Origin of the sequence: Pseudomonas sp. NBRC 111123 (assembly GCF_001320205.1) — a bacterium.
Lineage (GTDB): Bacteria > Pseudomonadota > Gammaproteobacteria > Pseudomonadales > Pseudomonadaceae > Aquipseudomonas > Aquipseudomonas putida_J.
In genome coordinates, this window is sequence record NZ_BCAZ01000013.1 from 31465 (window position 1) to 50216 (window position 18752).

Below are 18752 nucleotides of genomic sequence, written 5' to 3' on the forward strand. Positions count from 1 at the left end.
CCTTGTGTCGCGAAAGGGGCGCAGAGCGGCCCCCGTCAGTGATCCAATGATTGCTGTAATGCCACTCCGGCCCCCAGCAGTCCAGAGAATTCCGCTGTCACCAGCCACACCGGTACCCCGGCGAAGTAGCCACTCATGCAGCCCTTGTCGGCAAAGCTGGTGGCAAAGCCACTGCGCAGGAACAGTTCGGCAAAGCGCGGGATCACCCCGCCGACAATATAAACCCCGCCGCGCGCGCCCAAGGTAAGCACATTGTTACCAGCCACGCGCCCGAGGAATCGGCAGAACTGCTCAACCACCGCCAGCGCCCGTGGCTCGCCACCCAGCGCCGCATCAGTGACCTGCGCCGGGGATGTGTGTCGCGGCGAGTCGCCATCCAGCGCACACATGGCCTGGTACAGGCGTACCAGGCCTCCGCCACTGAGTACCGTCTCGGCACTGACGTGGCCGATCTGGCTGTGCATCTGCTGATGGATCGCTGCTTCGCGGGCATTACCCACCGGCAGGTCGACATGCCCGCCTTCACCTGGCAGCGCCTGCCAGTGCTGCTCGCCCAGGCGCAGCAGGCTGCCGACGCCCAGGCCGGTGCCCGGGCCGATCACCAGCGCGGGCCGCGCAGGGTCCGCCTTGCCTGGGCAGACCTCGCGGTACTCACCAGGTTGCAGGCGGGTCATGCCCAGGGCCTGGGCAGAAAAGTCGTTGATCAGCAGCAGCCGCTCGACCTGCAAGGTCTGGCAAAACGCCTTGTGACTGAGCCGCCAGTGGTTGTTGGTGAAGCGGAATTCATCACCATCGACTGGCCCCGCCACCGCCAGGCATACCGCCGCCAGGCCACCACGGGCAATACCCTGACCCTGCAGGTAGGCCTCGATGGCTTGCTCCGGGCTGGTGTAGTCCGCCGTAGCGAAAACCTTCACCTGGTACAGCTGGTTGTCACGCCACAACGCAAAACGGGCATTGGTGCCACCGATGTCGCCAACCAGCAGGTCCTTCATTTGAGGTTCTCCAGGGCCGAGGTGAAGGCGCTCGCACCCTGCTCTGCCGGGCTGAACGCCATACGCATGAAGCCGAACAGCTCACGGCCGCAGCCCAGGTCGTTGCCCTGGGGCGCGGGCGGCAGGTCACGGCTGGCCAGCTCTTCTGCCGACACCATGACCCGCAGCGTGCCTTCGACGCCATCGACCCGCACGATATCACCATCACGCACGCGTGCCAGGGGGCCACCATCGAACGCTTCGGGGCAGACGTGGATGGCCGCCGGGATCTTGCCAGAGGCGCCCGACATTCGCCCGTCGGTCACCAGTGCGACCTTGTAGCCGCGGTCCTGCAACACACCGAGGAACGGCGTCAACTTGTGCAGCTCGGGCATGCCATTGCAACGCGGGCCCTGGAAGCGCACCACGGCAACGAAATCGCGCTCCAGCTCACCGGCCTTGAAAGCATCGGCCAGCGACTGCTGGTCTTGGAACACCCGCGCCGGCGCCTCGACCACCTGGTGCTCAGGGGCTACCGCAGAAACCTTCATCACGCCACGGCCCAGGTTGCCTTCCATCACCCGCAGGCCGCCTTCGGCCGAGAATGGCCGCGCCACCGGGCGCAGGATGCTCTCATCCAGGCTCTGCCTTGGCCCTTCGCGCCATACCAGTTTGCCGTCGTCGAGGAACGGCTCCTGGGTGTAGCGGCGCAGGCCGTGCCCGGCCACGGTGTTGACGTCTTCGTGCAGCAGGCCGGCGTCGAGCAGTTCACGGATCAGGAAGGCCATGCCGCCAGCGGCCTGGAAGTGGTTGATGTCGGCCTTGCCGTTGGGGTAGACGTGGGACAGGGTCGGCACCACCTCGGACAGGTCGGCCATGTCCTGCCAGGTCAGCTGGATGCCGGCTGCCTGGGCGATCGCCGGGATGTGCAGGGTGTGGTTGGTCGAGCCGCCAGTGGCGTGCAGGGCCACGATGGAGTTGACCAGCGCCTTCTCGTCGACGATCTCGCCCAGCGGCATGAAGCTGCCGCTGGCCTTGGTCATGCGCGTGACCTGCTGAGCCGCCTCGGCGGTAAGGGCATCGCGCAGCGGGGTGTACGGATTGACGAACGAGGCGCCGGGCAGGTGCAGGCCCATGACTTCCATCACCAACTGGTTGGTGTTGGCAGTGCCGTAGAAGGTACAGGTGCCAGGGCTGTGGTAGGAGTTCATTTCCGATTCAAGCAGTTCCTCGCGCGTGGCCTTGCCCTCGGCATAGCGCTGGCGCACGTCGGCTTTCTGCTTGTTGGAAATGCCGGAAACCATCGGCCCGCCCGGGACGAAAATGGTCGGCAGGTGACCGAAGCGCAGCGCCCCCATCATCAGGCCGGGGACGATCTTGTCGCAGATGCCGAGCATCAACGCGGCGTCGAACATGTTGTGCGACAGCGCGACCGCAGTGGACATGGCGATCACTTCGCGGCTGGCGATGGCCAGCTCCATGCCCGGCTCGCCCTGTGTCACACCATCGCACATGGCTGGCACCCCCCCGGCGAACTGGCCGACTGAACCGACCTCGCGCAGGGCCTGCTTGATCTGGTCAGGGAAATGCAGGTACGGCTGGTGCGCCGAGAGCATGTCGTTGTAGGCCGAAACGATGGCGACGTTGGCCGCGTTCATCAGCCGCAGGGTCTGCTTGTCCTCGGCGCCACAACCGGCCACACCGTGGGCGAAGTTGGCGCATTGCAGGCTGGCACGCATGGGGCCGTCACTGGCCGCGCCACGAATCAGCTGCAGGTAGCGCTCGCGGGTGGCACGGCTACGTTCGATCAGCCGCTGGGTGACCTCAAGGATGCGCGGGTGCATGTACTGGACTCCAGGCTAATTGTAAGGGCGGTTTACCGGGCATTTCCCCTCCAAACGATTGCGGCCTAGGCTCAAGGTAGAGGGGCTCGCAACATCGGAGAGGCACTGCGCCCAACCACTCGTTGTATGTTTAAACAAAATACTGCCATCAAAAAGGCTTGTTTTCTATCGGCCAGTGAATAATCTTGTAATTCCAACAACAAAACCGTTTCAGTGAAGCGTCTTTGTGCCACAGCTTTCACTCGGACCGCCAGAGGTACTGCCATGACCCTACGTATCGCCATCAATGGATTCGGCCGCATCGGGCGCAATGTCCTGCGCGCACTGTATACCCAAGGCTACCGCCAGGACCTGCAGGTCGTCGCCATCAATGATCTGGGTGACAGCGCGATGAACGCCCACCTGCTCAAATATGACAGCGTGCACGGCACGTTCGATGCCGTGGTCGAAGCCGACCATGAGAGCCTGACGGTCAATGGTGACCGTATCGCGGTCAGCGCCATCCGCAACCCGGCCGAGCTGCCCTGGAAGGCCGAAGCGATCGATGTGGTGTTCGAATGCACCGGGCTGTTTACCGACCGCGCCAAGGCCGCCGCGCACCTGGCTGCCGGGGCCTCCAAGGTGATCGTCTCAGCGCCGGGCAAGGGTGTCGATGCCACCGTGGTGTACGGGGTCAACCACGATATTTTGCGGGCTTCGCACCAGGTCATTTCCAACGCTTCGTGCACCACCAACTGCCTGGCGCCGATCGCCCAGGTGCTGCACCGCGAGTTCGGCATCGAACAGGGGCTGATGACCACGATCCACGCCTACACCAACGACCAGGTGCTGACCGACGTCTACCACAGCGACCCGTACCGCGCCCGCTCGGCCACCCAGTCGATGATTCCAAGCAAGACTGGCGCCGCCGAGGCCGTGGGCCTGGTGCTGCCGGAGCTGGCCGGCAAGCTCACCGGTATGGCCGTGCGGGTACCGGTGATCAACGTCTCACTGGTCGACCTTACCGTCAACCTCAAGCGCGAGGCCAGCGCCGAGCAGGTCAACCAGTTGTTCCTCGAAGCCAGCCGGCACTCCAAGGTGCTCGGCTACAACGCCCTGCCGCTGGTGTCGTGCGACTTCAACCACAACCCGTTGTCGTCGATCTTCGATGCCAACCATACCCGCGCCAACGGGCGGATGCTCAAGGTGCTGGCCTGGTATGACAACGAGTGGGGGTTCTCCAACCGCATGCTGGACAACTGCCTGGCATTGGCCAGCGCTCGCTGAACCTGGCGGGTTTATGCGGCCTTTGTGGCAGCGGCCTTGTGTCGCGAAAGGGCCGCAAAGCGGCCCCCGGGCATGAGCGCTGTTGCACATTTCAGGGGGCTGCTTTGCAGCCCTTTCGCGACACAAGGCCGCTCCTGCACGGGACCGCACAAGGCTGAAGAACTCACAATCTTTACCTTTCCCTAACAATTCCAAGCTTGACCTGACGGCAAGATGATAAGCATTATCATTCACCTTTCGTCGGCCAGGTCCCCCCGTGAGTCAGTCCCGGTTCAACTCCGTCTTCCTCGTTCAGCGCCTTTCCCTGCTGCGCACCCTGCAACGCATGGTGGGCAACCCCAGCACGGCCGAGGACCTGTTGCAGGAAACCTACCTGCGGGTGTCCCGTGCCTTGGGCGAGCGGCCCATCGAACACCTCGAACCCTTCGTGTTCCAGACCGCCCGCAACCTCGCCCTGGACCACCTGCGTACACGCCGGGTGCAGGCGCGCATGCTGGTCGACGATGTACCCGACGAGGTGCTGCACAATGTCGCCTCCCCGCTCGGCAGCAGCGAGGACGCCGCCCACGCCGAACAACTGCTCAAGCACCTGAGCGTCAGCCTCAATCAGTTGACCGAGCGCCAGCAGCGCATTTTCATCCTCAGCCGTCTGCACGGCGCCAGCTACCTGGAAATTGCCGAGCAACTGCAGGTCTCGGCCAGCACCGTACAGAAGGAACTGAAACTGATCATGGCGATCTGCATGGGCGTGGCCGACCGCCTCAAATGAGCCGACCGCCGGCGTGCCGAATGCGACGTGGCCCTTGCCATGCTTTGCCCGAGCCTTGATCATTCGCAAAAATACCTGCAAGGACCCACTGTGACCGACAGCCCCGTCACTCGCCCGCCAGCCACCGGGCCCGACGCCCGCGCCCGTGCGCTGGACGAGGCGTTGGACTGGCTCGTGCGCCTGCAGTGCGCCAGCGACGCAGACACCCTCGCCTTCGAGCAATGGCTCAGCGCATCCCCTGAAAACGCCGAGGCCTACGTTGAGGCCGAAGCCTTGTGGAACGGCACCCCGCTACGCCAGGCGGCCATGCACATGCACCAGCATCAGCGCCGCTCGCTGCGCGGCCGCCTGCGTGCGCACTGGAAGCCACTGGCTACCGCCGCCGTGCTGCTGGTCGGGCTGTTCACGTTCGGCAACCTGCCGGTGCGCCTGCAGGCAGACCACCTGACCGTGGTCGGTGAGCGCCAGCGCCTGGAGCTGGATGGCGGCGCCAAGATCCTGCTCAACACCAATTCCGCCTTCGCCAGCGACCTGCAGGGCGGCCGCCAGGTTGCGCGCCTGCTGCAAGGCGAGGCGTATTTCCAGGTACCCGGTGGCGCCCAGCTACCGCTGGAGGTGCAGGCCGGGCCAGTGCGCGCGCAGGTACGCGACACCGATTTCGCCGTACGCTACCTCAACGGCGAGGCACAGGTGCGCGTACAGCGAGGCGACGTCGACCTGCAGGGGGCCCGCGACCAACGCATTCGCCTCAGTGCCGGCGACAGCATCAGTGTTGGCCCACAGGGCTTTGGCCAGCGCCAGCGCCCGGACATGCACAAGGACCTGGCCTGGGTCGACGGCCGCCTGGTGTTCGAGAACTGCCCGTTGAGCCAGGTACTGGCGGAAGTACGGCGCTATTACCCCGGCTGGATCATCAATCGCAACGGCCGCCTCGACGACATGGCCGTGACCGGCAACTACCGCCTGGATCAGCCGCTGGAAACCCTGCGCGCCCTGGCCCACATCACCTCGGCGCAGCTGCACGAGTTCCCTGCCGTGGTGATCATCAACTGACCTGAAATTTTTTTTACGCGATCGCGCAACCCCGCCCGTCTCGTTATAGCCAATGCAACTGATTCTTGTTTGAAAACAAGAACGGTCATCACCTATAACAGTTCGCGCGTCTGGGAGCGCTTTCGATGTCCACAGGTCCAACTCGCTCGTCCACCCTTCCCCGCCGTACCGGTCAGCTGTCCCTGCTGACGCTGGCCCTGCTCGCCAGCGGTGCCTGCAGCCTAACGGCGCTGGCCGCCGAACCGGCCCAGGCCAGCAGCCCGCGCATGGGCGACTACCGCTTCAGCATTGCGCAACAGCCGCTGGTCGAGGCAATCAATGCCTTCAGCCAGGTTACCGGCTGGCAGGTCGGTTTCAGCGCCGAACTGGCCGACGGCGTGGCATCGCCTGGCGTGCAAGGTTCGCTGCCACCTGAAGCTGCGCTCAAACGCCTGCTCCAGGGCACCGGCCTGGTCTTGCGCAAGATCAGCAACGGCAACGTGGTGCTCGAGCGCCAGTCGGCGGGTAATGCCATTGCCCTGCAGCAGATGACCGTCAGCGCCACCCGTAGCGCCCAGGACGTGAGCCAGGTACCGAGCACCGTGACCGTGCAGACCCGCGAGCAGCTGGACCGGCGGAACGTCAACAATATCCAGGAACTGGTCCGTTACGAACCGGGTGTGTCGGTGGGTGGCACCGGCCAGCGCAGTGGCCTGAACGGCTACAACATCCGCGGCATCGACGGCGAGCGCGTCCTTACCCAGGTCGATGGCGTGTCGATCCCCGACAGCTTCTTCTATGGCCCCTACGCCCAGACCCAGCGCAACTACGTCGACCCTGAAATCGTCAAACGCGTGGAAATCCTCCGCGGCCCGGCCTCGGTGCTGTACGGCAGCAACGCCATCGGCGGTGCGGTGAGCTACTTCACCCTGGACCCGGACGACATCATCAAGCCCGGCAAAGACGCCGGTGCGCGCCTGAAGACCGGCTACAGCTCGGCCGATGACAGCTGGCTGACCTCGGCTACCGTGGCGGGCCGCACGGGCGATTTCGACGGCCTGCTGCACTTGAGCCAGCGCAATGGCCATGAGACCGAATCCTACGGCAGCCACGGCGGCACGGGCCTTGCGCGCACCGAGGCCAACCCGGAAGACGTGCGTACCACCAACGTGCTGGCCAAACTGGGCTGGAACTACGCCGACGATGCTCGCCTGGGTTTAACCTACGAGCGCTACAAGGACGACCGCGACCAGGACATCCTCAGTGCTGTCGGCGGGCCGTTCACCAACGGCGCCGGCATGGGCATGTACAAAAGCCGCAATGGCAATGACACCATCACCCGCGAGCGTTTTGGCATCAACCACGAGTTCGGCCTTGATTCGCGGGTAGCCGACCACGTCAAGTGGAGCCTGAACTACCAGATCGCCAAGACCGACCAGCACACCGAGGAAGTCTACTTCCCGTTCAACCGCACCGTGCTGCGCACCCGCGATACCACTTACAAAGACCGCCAGTGGGTGTTCGACGCCCAGTTGGACAAGGCCTTCAGCATCGGCGCCACCGATCACCTGCTGACCTACGGCACTACCCTCAAGCACGAGAAGGTCACCGGTTCGCGCAGCGGCACCGGCACCTGCCTGACGGTCGGTGGCACCTGCCGCAGCATCGGCCAGGTCAGCACCAGCGATGCCCAGGCGCTGATCAGTGACTTCCCGGACCCGACCGTGAATACCTACAGCCTGTTCGTGCAGGATGAGATCCGCTGGAACAACTGGACCTTCATGCCCGGCGCCCGCTACGACTACACGCGCATGGAGCCGAAGTTCACCGAGGAGTTCCTGCGCGGCATCCAGGGTTCGGGTACCGCACCTAGCAGCCTCGACGACTCGGACAAGAAGTGGCACCGCGTTTCGCCCAAGTTCGGCCTGACCTACGCCTTCAATGACAACTACACCTGGTACGGCCAGTACGCCGAGGGCTTCCGCACGCCGACGGCCAAATCGATGTACGGGCGCTTTGACAACCCCACCCTGGGCTACAGCGTGCAGGGCAACCCCGGGCTCGAGCCGGAAAAGAGCAAGAGCTACGAAACCGGCCTGCGCGGCAACTTCGACGCCGGCAACTTCGACGTGGCGGTGTTCTACAACAAGTACCGCGACTTCATCGACGAAGATGCCGTGCAGTCGGCCAACCTGGAAACCACGTTCCAGGCCAACAACATCAAGCATGCCACCATCAAGGGCGCCGAGATCAAGGGCCGCCTGTACCTGGACCACTTCGGTGCACCGCAGGGCCTGTACACCCAGGGGTCGATCGCCTACGCCTATGGTCGCAATGACGACAACGGCCAGCCGCTGAACAGCGTCAACCCGCTGACCGGCGTGTTCGGCCTGGGTTACGAGCAGCCGAACTATGGCGGCCTGCTGAGCTGGACCCTGGTCAAGCGCAAGACCCGCGTCGACGACACCACCTTCTTCGCACCGGACGGCCAGAGCTCGCAGTTCCGCACACCTGGCTATGGTGTGCTGGACCTGAGCGGCTTCTACAAACTGACCGACGACGTCACCGTCAACGCCGGGCTGTACAACCTGACCGACAAGAAATACTGGCAGTGGGACTCGGTGCGCGGCTACGACGGCCAGGGTGAAGCTGGCGTGACCCAACCGGCGAACCTCGACCGCCTGACCATGCCGGGGCGCAACTTCGCCATCAATGTGGTGTGGGATATCTGATGTAGGGCTTGAGAGGTTTTGCGCCCATGAGATCGGGCGCCGCCCACGCGTCGCATCGCGGATAAATCCGCTCCTACAGTTGTTGCCTCACAGGCATGGCCGCGTTGCAACAACTGTAGGAGCGGATTTATCCGCGATGCGAAGCGTGGGCGGCGCTCGATCTCTATCGCGCTGCAAAAACATCAAAGAACCCTGTTTTTTTACTGTTCCCGCACCGCTGTTTCGTCTTGTCACTAGACGCCCTCATTTTCCAAGGACACCCCCATGACCGATCGCCCAGCCCTGCGCTCGCAACGCCTGAACCAGGTCACCCACGCTCCGCACAGCGAGCTCGATGCCCTGGTCAAATCCCACGCGCCATTCGACAGCCGCGAAAGTTTCGCCCGCTTCGTCGTCGCCCAGTACCTGTTTCAGGCCGAACTGCAGGCCCTGTACAACGACCCGCAACTGATCGCCATCGTCCCCGACCTGGCCGAGCGCTGCCGCGCCGCACAAGCCCGCCTGGACCTCGCCGACCTCGGCACTGAAGTACCGTCTGCCGTGCCTGGCGCGCTGCAGAACCCGAGCCTGGGTGAGGCAATGGGCTGGATCTTCGTCTCGGAAGGCTCCAAACTTGGCGCTGCGTTTCTGATCAAGCGTGCCGTGGCCCTGGAATTGTCAGACAGTTTCGGTGCCCGTCATCTCGGCGAGCCGGCCGGTGGCCGTGCCGAAGGCTGGAAGCAGTTCACCCGCATCCTCGATGGCCTGGCGCTGTCGCCCGAGGAAGACGCTGCCGCCGAGCGCGGAGCGGTTGCCGCCTTCGAGCGCTTCACTGAACTGCTCAAGCATGCCTACGCCGCGGATGCCGCGCTGGCCTGATACGCATCAACCGGCCACCTTTCCGGTGGCCGGACGTTTTTTGCAGTGAGACCATGACCCGACCCGCCCGCTCGAAACTGTCCCGCCTGCTGTATGGCATCCTGGCTTACGTAAGCCTGGGGATAGGCCTGGTCGCCATCGTCATCCCCGGCCTCCCGACCACCGAGTTCATCCTGCTGGCCGCCTGGGCCGCCACGCGCAGCTCACCGCGCCTGTCCGCCTGGCTGGAAAACCATCGCTTGTTCGGGCCGATCCTGTACAACTGGCGCAACGGCAAGGTGATCCAGCGCCGCGCCAAAGTCAGCGCCACCATCAGCATGTTGCTGTGCGCCGCCCTGATGCTGATTTTCCTCGAACACCACTGGCCAGTGTTCCTGGCGATTGCCGGCATGACCCTGGGCAACCTGTGGATCTGGTCGCGCCCTGAACAACCCTGCCCCGCTGCCTCACAGGCTCAGCAACCCTGAATACAGCAGGTAGGCAGCCAGTGCCGCGCCAGCCAGCACTGCCGCGAAAATCAGCTTCTCCCAGGTGGTGAACAGCGTCTGCCCTTGTTCGTGCTTGGCCCGGGCGAAGAGGATGACCCCGGGGGCGTAGAGCAAGGCCGACAGCAGCAAGTACTTGAGGCCACCTGCGTACAACAACCACACCGCATAGACCAGCGCCAGTACCGCCACCAGCAGGTCCTTGCGCCGCAACCCCGGCTGCCCTTGGTAACTCTCCCCGCGCCACGCCAGCAGCACCGCATAAGCCGCCGACCACAGGTACGGCACCAGAATCATCGACGATGCCAGGTAGATCAGGCTGGTATAGGTGCCTGCCGAAACCAGCGTGATCAGCAGGAAGCCCTGGATCATGCAGTTGGTCAGCCACAAGGCATTGGCCGGCACGTGGTTGGCGTTTTCCTTGGCCAGAAAGCGCGGCATGGTCTTGTCACGTGCCGTGGCGAAAAGAATCTCTGCACACAGCAGTGCCCATGACAGCAAGGCACCGAGCAGCGACACCGCCAGGCCGATGCTGATCAGCAAGGCGCCCCAAGGGCCGACAATATGCTCCAGCACCGAGGCCAGCGACGGGTTCTGCAACCCGGCCAGCTCCGGCTGGGTCATCACCCCCAACGACAGCACGTTGACCAGCACCAACAGTGCCAGTACGCCAAGAAAGCCGATCACCGTGGCCTTGCCCACGTCGGAACGGCGCTGCGCCCGCCCGGAGTACACACTGGCGCCCTCGATACCGATGAACACGAACACCGTGACCAGCATCATGTTGCGCACCTGGTCCAGCACATTGCCGAACTGCGGGTTGCTCAGGCCCCAGATATCGCGGGTGAAGATATCGGCGCGGAAGGCAAAAGCGGCGATGACGACGAAGATCAGCAGCGGCACCACCTTGGCAACAGTGGTCACCTGGTTGATGAACGCCGCTTCCTTGATGCCACGTAGTACCAGAAAGTGCACCGCCCACAGCAGCATCGAGGCGCAGCCGATGGCAATTGGCGTGTTGCCTTCGCCAAATACCGGGAAGTAGAAGCCGAGGGTACTGAACAGCAGCACGAAGTAGCCGACGTTGCCCAGCCACGCACTGATCCAGTAGCCCCAGGCCGAAGAGAAGCCCATATAGTCGCCGAAGCCGGCCTTGGCGTAGGCGTACACCCCCGAATCCAGTTCAGGCTTGCGGTTGGCCAGGGTCTGGAACACGAAGGCCAATGCCAGCATGCCCACTGCGGTGATCGCCCAACCGATCAGTACCGCGCCAACGTCCGCACGGGCGGCCATGTTCTGCGGCAGCGAGAAGATCCCACCACCAATCATCGAACCGACCACCAGCGCGATCAGTGCGCCCAGACGCAGCTTTTGTCCCGGTTCGCTCATGGGGCTCCCTTTTTTCCGTGCTGTCATGCGTTTGAAACAGCCATGGGCGCCATATAAATGCTGTTACTTATATGGCTAAACCTATTAAACCTATAGCATTAATAACCACATTGTCTATCGCCATGCCTCTGTAAAAACTAGCAGCTACCCAGCAACTAGAAAAGAATCTGATAAAACTCGAAATTCTTGTGAAAAATTTGCGAAAGCGGCAAAAGCGGCTAGTTTCAGACATCGCAGGCCAAACGGAGCATTTGCTCTAGAAGGACATGGAGATGCCAGTGCACAGGGCCTGCAGCTGAGCAGTCGGCACTCTCCAGGAGTCGCGCGTAGGAAATTTCCTACCATCGCGTTGCCATGAACTGATCCAAGTCAGGTCATGGTTCAGGCGTCGGATTTAATCTGTCGTCAACTTTCTCCTGGCAGGAGTTGTTAAATGTCTGATTCATCCGGAAAACTAAAACTCGGCGCGTTAGTTGCACTCGTGGTCGGCTCGATGATTGGCGGCGGGATTTTCTCCCTGCCGCAAAACATGGCCGCCAGTGCCGGCGTTGGCGCGGTGCTGATTGGCTGGGCGATCACGGCAGTGGGCATGCTGACCCTGGCCTTCGTGTTCCAGACCCTGGCCAACCGCAAGCCTGACCTGGATGGCGGTGTATACGCCTATGCCAAGGCCGGCTTCGGCGACTACATGGGCTTCTCCTCGGCCTGGGGCTACTGGATCAGCGCATGGCTGGGTAACGTCGGCTACTTCGTGCTGCTGTTCAGCACCCTCGGCTACTTCTTCCCGATCTTCGGCGAGGGCAACACCCCGGCAGCGATCATCGGTGCCTCGATTCTGCTCTGGGCGGTGCACTTCCTGGTGCTGCGTGGCATCAAGGAAGCGGCGTTCATCAACCTGGTCACCACCGTGGCCAAGGTCGTACCGCTGGTGCTGTTCGCACTGATCTGCCTGTTCGCCTTCAAGCTCGACATTTTCACCGCCGACATCTGGGCGGTGGGCACACCTGACCTGGGCAGCGTGATGAACCAGGTGCGCAACATGATGCTGGTCACCGTATGGGTGTTCATCGGTATCGAAGGCGCGAGCATCTTCTCGTCACGGGCGGAAAAACGCTCCGACGTAGGCAAGGCCACGGTCATCGGCTTCGTCACCGTGCTGCTGTTCCTGGTACTGGTCAACGTGCTGTCGCTGGGCATCATGACCCAACCGGAACTGGCCAAGCTGCAGAACCCGTCGATGGCTGCCGTGCTCGAGCACGTGGTCGGCCACTGGGGTGCGGTGCTGATCAGCGTCGGCCTGATCATCTCGCTGCTCGGCGCCCTGCTGTCGTGGGTGCTGCTGTGCGCCGAGATCATGTTCGCCGCCGCCAAGGACCACACCATGCCGGAGTTCCTGCGCCGCGAGAACGCCAACCAGGTGCCGGCCAACGCCCTGTGGCTGACCAACGCCATGGTGCAGATCTTCCTGGTCATCACCCTGTTCTCCAGCAGTACCTACCTGTCGCTGATCTACCTCGCCACCTCGATGATCCTGGTGCCCTACCTGTGGTCGGCGGCTTATGCCTTCCTGCTGGCACTGCGCAGCGAAACCTACGAACAGGCCCTGGCCGAGCGGAAGAAAGACCTGTTCATCGGTGCCATCGCGCTGATCTACGCCATCTGGCTGCTGTATGCCGGCGGCGTGAAATACCTGCTGCTCTCGGCCCTGCTCTATGCCCCTGGCGCGATCCTGTTCGCCAAGGCCAAGCGCGAAGTGGGCCAACCTATCTTCACCAACGTGGAAAAACTGATCTTCGCAGCCGTGGTCATTGGCGCCCTGGTAGCAGCCTTTGGCCTGTATGACGGCTTCCTGACCCTTTGACCCACGTCTTCGTTCAATTGGAGGAATGAAACCATGTCCGCTGAAAAACAGAAGTACGGTGTCCACTCCGAAGCCGGCAAACTGCGCAAAGTGATGGTTTGCTCTCCGGGCCTGGCGCACAAGCGCCTGACGCCGAGCAACTGTGACGAGCTGCTGTTCGACGATGTGATCTGGGTCGACCAGGCCAAGCGCGACCATTTCGACTTCGTCACCAAGATGCGCGAGCGCGGCGTGGATGTGCTGGAGATGCACAATCTGCTGACCGACATCGTGCAGGACAAGGAAGCACTCAAGTGGATCCTCGACCGCAAGATCACCGATGACACCGTCGGTGTCGGCCTGAACAACGAAGTGCGCAGCTGGCTCGAAGGCCTCGAACCACGCCACCTGGCCGAGTTCCTGATCGGTGGTGTGGCTGGCCAGGACCTGCCACAGAGCGAAGGCGCCGATGTGGTCAAGATGTACAACGACTACCTGGGCCACTCCAGCTTCATCCTGCCACCGCTGCCCAACACCCAGTTCACCCGCGACACTACTTGCTGGATCTACGGTGGCGTGACGCTGAACCCGATGTACTGGCCGGCGCGCCGCCAGGAAACCCTGCTGACCACCGCCATCTACAAGTTCCACAAAGAGTTCACCAACGCCGACTTCGAAGTCTGGTACGGCGACCCGGACAAGGAACACGGCCAGTCGACCCTCGAAGGCGGTGACGTGATGCCGATTGGCAAAGGCATCGTGCTGATCGGCATGGGCGAGCGCACCTCGCGCCAGGCCATTGGCCAGCTGGCACGCAACCTGTTCGCCAAGGGCGCAGTGAAGGAAGTCATCGTTGCCGGCCTGCCAAAATCCCGCGCTGCCATGCACCTGGACACTGTGTTCAGCTTCTGCGACCGCGACCTGGTCACGGTCTTCCCGGAAGTGGTCAACGAGATCGTGCCGTTCATCATCCGCCCGGACGAGAAAAAGCCTTACGGCATGGACGTACGCCGTATCAACAAGTCGTTCATCGAGGTGGTCGGCGAGCAACTGGGCGTCAAGCTGCGCGTGGTCGAAACCGGCGGCAACAGCTTCGCCGCCGAACGCGAGCAGTGGGATGACGGCAACAACGTGGTGGCCATCGAGCCAGGCGTGGTCATCGGCTACGACCGCAACACCTACACCAATACCCTGCTGCGCAAGGCCGGCGTCGAGGTCATCACCATCAGCGCCGGCGAACTGGGCCGGGGCCGGGGCGGCGGCCACTGCATGACCTGCCCGATCGTGCGCGACCCAATCGACTACTAACGACCATACACCCGGCCGCGCCCACAAAGCAGCGGCCGGGACCCTCACCGAATTCAAGGAGATACAGTCATGGCGTTCAACATTCACAACCGCAACCTGCTCAGCCTCGAACACCACACCACTCGCGAGCTGAAGTACCTGCTCGACCTGTCGCGCGACCTCAAGCGCGCCAAGTACACCGGCACCGAGCAGCAGCACCTGAAGGGCAACAACATCGCCCTGATCTTCGAAAAGACCTCGACCCGCACCCGCTGCGCCTTCGAAGTCGCCGCCTATGACCAGGGCGCCAACGTCACCTACATCGACCCCAACTCCTCGCAGATCGGCCACAAGGAGAGCATGAAGGACACTGCCCGCGTGCTCGGGCGCATGTACGACGCCATCGAGTACCGCGGCTTCAAGCAGGAAATCGTCGAAGAGCTGGCCAAGTTCGCCGGCGTGCCCGTGTTCAACGGCCTGACCGATGAATACCACCCGACCCAGATGATCGCCGACGTGCTGACCATGCGTGAGCACAGCGACAAGCCGCTGCACGATATCAGCTACGCCTACCTGGGCGACGCCCGCAACAACATGGGCAACTCGCTGCTGCTGATCGGCGCCAAGCTTGGCATGGACGTGCGCATCGCTGCGCCCAAGGCGCTGTGGCCACATGACGACCTGGTCGAGCGTTGCCACAAGTACGCCGAAGAAAGCGGTGCGCGCATCACCCTGACTGAAGACCCCAAGGCCGCGGTCAAAGGCGTCGACTTCATCCACACCGACGTCTGGGTCTCGATGGGCGAGCCGATCGAGGCCTGGGGTGAGCGCATCAAGCAGCTCAAGCCTTACCAGGTGAACAAGGAGCTGATGAAAGCCAGCGGCAACCCACGCACCAAGTTCATGCACTGCCTGCCGGCCTTCCACAACTCCGAAACCAAAGTCGGCAAGCAGATTGCCGAGCAGTATCCGGACCTGGCCAACGGCATCGAAGTGACCGATGACGTGTTCGAGTCGCCGGCGTGTATTGCCTTCGAGCAGGCGGAAAACCGCATGCACACCATCAAGGCGATCCTGGTTTCGACCCTGGCTGATCTGTAAGCCGGCCGCGCCGCTCCTGACCATGGGGGCGGCGCCCTCCCTTCTTCGTTAAAGGACATTCCCCATGCGTATCGTTGTTGCATTGGGCGGCAACGCCCTGCTGCGCCGTGGCGAGCCCATGACCGCTGACAACCAGCGCGCCAATATCCGCACGGCCACCGAACAGATCGCCAAGATTCATCCCGGCAACGAACTGGTCATCGCCCACGGCAACGGCCCGCAAGTTGGCCTGCTGGCCCTGCAAGGGCTGTCATACAAGCCCGACGAGGCTTACCCCCTGGACGTGCTCGGTGCCGAAACCGAAGGCATGATCGGTTACATGATCGAACAGGAACTGGGCAACCTGCTGGACTTCGAAGTGCCGTTCGCCACCCTGCTCACCCAGGTGGAAGTGGACGCCAACGACCCTGCCTTCAAGGACCCGAGCAAGTTCATCGGCCCGGTCTACAGCAAGGAAGAGGCCGAGCGCCTGGCCAAGGAAAAAGGCTGGGTGGTCAAGGCCGACGGCGACAAGTACCGGCGTGTGGTCGCCAGCCCGAAACCCAAGCGCATCTTTGAAATCCGCCCGATCACATGGCTGCTGGAAAAGAAAAGCATCGTCATCTGCGCCGGCGGTGGTGGCATCCCCACCATGTACGATGAAAACCGCAAACTCAAAGGCATCGAGGCGGTAATCGACAAGGACCTGTGCTCGGCGCTGCTGGCCGAACAGCTGAAAGCCGACCTTCTGGTAATCGCCACGGACGTCGATGGCGCCTACATTGACTGGGGCAAGCCAACGCAAAAAGCCATTGCCCAGGCCCACCCCGATGAGCTCGAACGCCTCGGCTTCGCGGCCGGCTCCATGGGGCCCAAAGTACAGGCGGCCTGCGACTTTGCCCGGCACACTGGCAAAGTGGCGGTGATCAGCTCGCTGGAGAACATCGAGGGCATTGTCAAAGGCATCGCCGGCACCCGCGTAAGTACCGAAAAGCCTGGTATCAGCTACCGTTGATTGCAGTGGGCGGGCTTACGGGGCCCGCCATTTTTACCTTCCGGAGGAGTTTGCCATGGCCCAGTTCCACCCCGGTCATGTACATATCGAGCGCACTGCGCTGAACAAAAACGACCACAGTTACGACCTCAACATCGAGTACGAAGCGTCTTCAGACCCCAAGGAAGGCAGAGGCATCCAGTTCCGCATGCATGGCAGCATCGAGGGCAAGACCGTCGATGAAAATTTCTTCCTGGCCAAAGACCAGGTGCTGCCGAGTTTCCTCAGCGTGGCTTCGCGCAAAGCCCAATCCTATCTCGCGCCGCACCAGAAGTTCGAAACGCTGGGTTCGCCGCATAAGCTATACGACGCCATGTTCGAAGACATTCGCCAGAAGCTGGATGTGAAATCAGGCGACCCGATCAAGCCTGAACATCTGGAGTGATTCGAGAACCTGGGGCTGCTTCGCAGCCCTTTCCGACCGGTCCGGCGCCCCGGCAAGGCCGCTCCTACAAACGATCGCGCTCCCCTATAGGAACGGCCTTGCCGGGGCGCCGGACCGCTCGGAAAGGGCCGCAAAGCGGCCCCGACGATGTTAAGGCATACTACCGCCCTCCCAGGCCACCACTTTCACCGTTCCCATGCGCATCCACGTCAGCTTCATCGACCGCGTCGGCATCACCCAGGAAGTCCTCGCCCTGCTCGGTGCCCGCAACCTCAACCTGGACGCCGTGGAAATGGTCCCGCCCAACGTCTACATCGATGCCCCGACCCTCAGCCCGGCGGTACTCGAAGAACTCCACGACGCCCTGTTCGAAGTGCGTGGCGTGCAGTCGGTGGACGTGGTCGACATCCTCCCCGGCCAGCGCCGCCACCTGCAGCTCGACGCCCTGCTGGCTGCCATGAGCGACCCGGTGCTGGCGGTCGACAGCGCCGGCAAGGTGCTGCTGGCAAACCCGGCGCTGATCGCCCTGTGCGGCCGCGAATCCGCGGGGCGCACGGTGGGCGAACTGTTCAATGACCCCGACCTGCTGCAGGCCTTGCTGGACAACAATTTCCACCTGCCGATGCGCGAGATGCAGCTCAACGGCCAGAGCCTGCTGCTGGACGCTTCACCCATCACCAACGCCGGCGGCCTGCTGACGCTGTATGCGCCGAACCGCATGGGCGAGCGCCTGTCCGCCCTGCACCACGACCACGCTGAAGGTTTCGATGCGTTGCTCGGCGAATCACCGGCGATCCGCACCCTCAAGGCCCGCGCCCTGCGTGTGGCGGCCCTCGATGCGCCGCTGCTGGTGCACGGCGAAACCGGCACCGGCAAGGAACTGGTGGCCCGCGCCTGCCATGCCATCAGCAGCCGTCAGGCCGCGCCATTCCTTGCCCTCAACTGCGCCGCACTGCCCGAAAGCCTGGCCGAGAGCGAGCTGTTCGGCTATGCACCCGGTGCCTTCACCGGCGCCCAGCGCGGTGGCAAGCCGGGGCTGATGGAGCTGGCCAACCAGGGCACGGTGTTTCTCGATGAGATCGGCGAAATGTCGCCGTACCTGCAGGCCAAGCTGCTGCGTTTTCTCAGCGACGGCAGCTTCCGCCGAGTCGGTGGCGATCGCGAGGTGAAAGTGGATGTGCGCATCATCAGCGCCACCCACCGTGACCTGGAACGCATGGTCGCCGAAGGCACCTTCCGTGAAGACCTGTTCTACCGCCTCAACGTGCTCAACCTGCAAGTGCCGCCGCTGCGTGACCGAGGCCAGGACATCCTCATGCTGGCGCACTACTTCATGCAGCAGGCCTGCACGCAGATCCAGCGGCCACCCTGCAGGCTCACACCGGCTACCCACTCGGCGTTGCTTGCCAACCCTTGGCCAGGCAACGTGCGCCAGCTGCAGAACGTGATTTTCCGTGCGGCAGCCATCTGCGAGGGCAACCTGGTGGATATCGGTGACCTGGATATCGCTGGCACCTCCGTGGCCCGCGGGCAGGATGGCGAAGTAGCCAGCCTGGAACAGGCAGTAGGCGACTTTGAGCGCGAACTGCTGCAGCGCCTGTATGCCAGCTACCCCTCCACCCGGCAGCTGGCGGGGCGCCTGCAGACCTCTCACACGGCGATTGCACAACGCCTGCGCAAGTACGGCATACCTGGAAAATTCTGACTTTTTCTCAGCTAGATACCCGATTTTTCCTACAAGTTAGATCATTACTTCA

General features: G+C 62.9%; 15 protein-coding genes. 12 read left to right on the forward strand and 3 right to left on the reverse strand.

Translation table 11 applies throughout. The features are described 5' to 3' along the window. Nucleotides 1-35: 35 nt before the first annotated feature. A complete protein-coding gene (locus APH27_RS09190) occupies nt 36-995 on the reverse strand; it encodes a glucokinase (RefSeq protein WP_060484634.1) in 960 nt (319 codons plus the stop codon). Next, nucleotides 992-2818: a phosphogluconate dehydratase gene (edd, locus tag APH27_RS09195; protein ID WP_027920168.1), complete on the reverse strand. Its 1827-nt coding sequence runs from the start codon at nt 2816-2818 to the stop codon at nt 992-994. Before edd ends, APH27_RS09190 begins: the two co-directional genes overlap by 4 nt. 264 nt (nt 2819-3082) lie before the next feature. Here edd and gap point away from each other — a divergent pair, with 264 nt between their 5' ends. From gap to APH27_RS09225, 6 genes are all read left to right on the forward strand, one after another. Next, the gene (gene gap / locus APH27_RS09200) at nt 3083-4084 is read left to right on the forward strand and encodes a type I glyceraldehyde-3-phosphate dehydrogenase (RefSeq protein ID WP_027920169.1); all 1002 of its coding nucleotides are present in this window, start codon (nt 3083-3085) and stop codon (nt 4082-4084) included. Between the two features lie 256 nt (nt 4085-4340). Further along, nucleotides 4341-4853 carry an RNA polymerase sigma factor gene (locus APH27_RS09205; protein ID WP_027920170.1) on the forward strand — a complete coding sequence of 171 codons (513 nt, stop codon included), beginning with the start codon at nt 4341-4343 and terminating at the stop codon, nt 4851-4853. A 90-nt stretch (nt 4854-4943) separates the two neighbouring features. Then, entirely contained in the window at nt 4944-5906 is a 963-nt protein-coding gene (locus APH27_RS09210) for a FecR domain-containing protein (RefSeq protein WP_060484635.1), read from the forward strand. 125 nt (nt 5907-6031) lie between these two features. Then, nucleotides 6032-8617: a TonB-dependent receptor gene (locus APH27_RS09215; protein WP_060484636.1), complete on the forward strand. Its 2586-nt coding sequence runs from the start codon at nt 6032-6034 to the stop codon at nt 8615-8617. A 264-nt stretch (nt 8618-8881) separates the two neighbouring features. Next, nucleotides 8882-9475 carry a biliverdin-producing heme oxygenase gene (locus APH27_RS09220; protein ID WP_027920173.1) on the forward strand — a complete coding sequence of 198 codons (594 nt, stop codon included), beginning with the start codon at nt 8882-8884 and terminating at the stop codon, nt 9473-9475. Nucleotides 9476-9528: 53 nt separating this feature from the next. After that, a complete protein-coding gene (locus tag APH27_RS09225; protein WP_027920174.1) occupies nt 9529-9942 on the forward strand; it encodes a YbaN family protein in 414 nt (137 codons plus the stop codon). Here APH27_RS09225 and arcD (APH27_RS09230) read toward each other — a convergent pair. After that, a complete protein-coding gene (arcD, locus tag APH27_RS09230; RefSeq protein WP_027920175.1) occupies nt 9922-11349 on the reverse strand; it encodes an arginine-ornithine antiporter in 1428 nt (475 codons plus the stop codon). The genes APH27_RS09225 and arcD (APH27_RS09230) overlap by 21 nt on opposite strands. A 433-nt stretch (nt 11350-11782) precedes the next feature. On the opposite strand from arcD (APH27_RS09230), the gene arcD (APH27_RS09235) reads away from it, so the two are divergent. The 6 genes from arcD (APH27_RS09235) to APH27_RS09260 all read left to right on the forward strand — a co-directional run bounded on the left by arcD (APH27_RS09235) (nt 11783) and on the right by APH27_RS09260 (nt 18700). After that, on the forward strand, nt 11783-13210 hold the full coding sequence (gene arcD, locus APH27_RS09235) for an arginine-ornithine antiporter (protein WP_027920176.1): 1428 nt from the start codon (nt 11783-11785) through the stop codon (nt 13208-13210). Nucleotides 13211-13243: 33 nt separating this feature from the next. Continuing rightward, nucleotides 13244-14497 (forward strand): arginine deiminase, encoded by a 1254-nt coding sequence (gene arcA / locus APH27_RS09240; protein ID WP_060484637.1) that lies wholly within the window; start codon nt 13244-13246, stop codon nt 14495-14497. Between the two features lie 69 nt (nt 14498-14566). After that, a complete protein-coding gene (locus APH27_RS09245; RefSeq protein WP_027920178.1) occupies nt 14567-15577 on the forward strand; it encodes an ornithine carbamoyltransferase in 1011 nt (336 codons plus the stop codon). Nucleotides 15578-15641: 64 nt separating this feature from the next. Further along, nucleotides 15642-16571, forward strand: a complete 930-nt coding sequence (arcC, locus tag APH27_RS09250) for a carbamate kinase (protein ID WP_027920179.1) — start codon at nt 15642-15644, stop codon at nt 16569-16571. Between the two features lie 55 nt (nt 16572-16626). Next, entirely contained in the window at nt 16627-16995 is a 369-nt protein-coding gene (locus tag APH27_RS09255) for a DUF5064 family protein (RefSeq protein ID WP_060484638.1), read from the forward strand. Between the two features lie 196 nt (nt 16996-17191). Then, nucleotides 17192-18700: a sigma-54-dependent transcriptional regulator gene (locus APH27_RS09260; RefSeq protein WP_060484639.1), complete on the forward strand. Its 1509-nt coding sequence runs from the start codon at nt 17192-17194 to the stop codon at nt 18698-18700. The last annotated feature ends 52 nt before the right edge of the window (nt 18701-18752 follow it).

Bases quoted from the DNA above. Each gene is read 5' to 3' on its own strand.
- APH27_RS09245 (WP_027920178.1), top strand. From the start codon at position 14,567: ATGGCGTTCAACATTCACAACCGCAACCTGCTCAGCCTCGAACACCAC.
- arcD (WP_027920176.1), top strand. From the start codon at position 11,783: ATGTCTGATTCATCCGGAAAACTAAAACTCGGCGCGTTAGTTGCACTC.
- APH27_RS09260 (WP_060484639.1), top strand. From the start codon at position 17,192: ATGCGCATCCACGTCAGCTTCATCGACCGCGTCGGCATCACCCAGGAA.
- APH27_RS09225 (WP_027920174.1), top strand. From the start codon at position 9,529: ATGACCCGACCCGCCCGCTCGAAACTGTCCCGCCTGCTGTATGGCATC.
- APH27_RS09215 (WP_060484636.1), top strand. From the start codon at position 6,032: ATGTCCACAGGTCCAACTCGCTCGTCCACCCTTCCCCGCCGTACCGGT.
- edd (WP_027920168.1), bottom strand. From the start codon at position 2,818: ATGCACCCGCGCATCCTTGAGGTCACCCAGCGGCTGATCGAACGTAGC.
- APH27_RS09220 (WP_027920173.1), top strand. From the start codon at position 8,882: ATGACCGATCGCCCAGCCCTGCGCTCGCAACGCCTGAACCAGGTCACC.
- arcD (WP_027920175.1), bottom strand. From the start codon at position 11,349: ATGAGCGAACCGGGACAAAAGCTGCGTCTGGGCGCACTGATCGCGCTG.
- APH27_RS09255 (WP_060484638.1), top strand. From the start codon at position 16,627: ATGGCCCAGTTCCACCCCGGTCATGTACATATCGAGCGCACTGCGCTG.
- arcC (WP_027920179.1), top strand. From the start codon at position 15,642: ATGCGTATCGTTGTTGCATTGGGCGGCAACGCCCTGCTGCGCCGTGGC.
- arcA (WP_060484637.1), top strand. From the start codon at position 13,244: ATGTCCGCTGAAAAACAGAAGTACGGTGTCCACTCCGAAGCCGGCAAA.
- gap (WP_027920169.1), top strand. From the start codon at position 3,083: ATGACCCTACGTATCGCCATCAATGGATTCGGCCGCATCGGGCGCAAT.
- APH27_RS09190 (WP_060484634.1), bottom strand. From the start codon at position 995: ATGAAGGACCTGCTGGTTGGCGACATCGGTGGCACCAATGCCCGTTTT.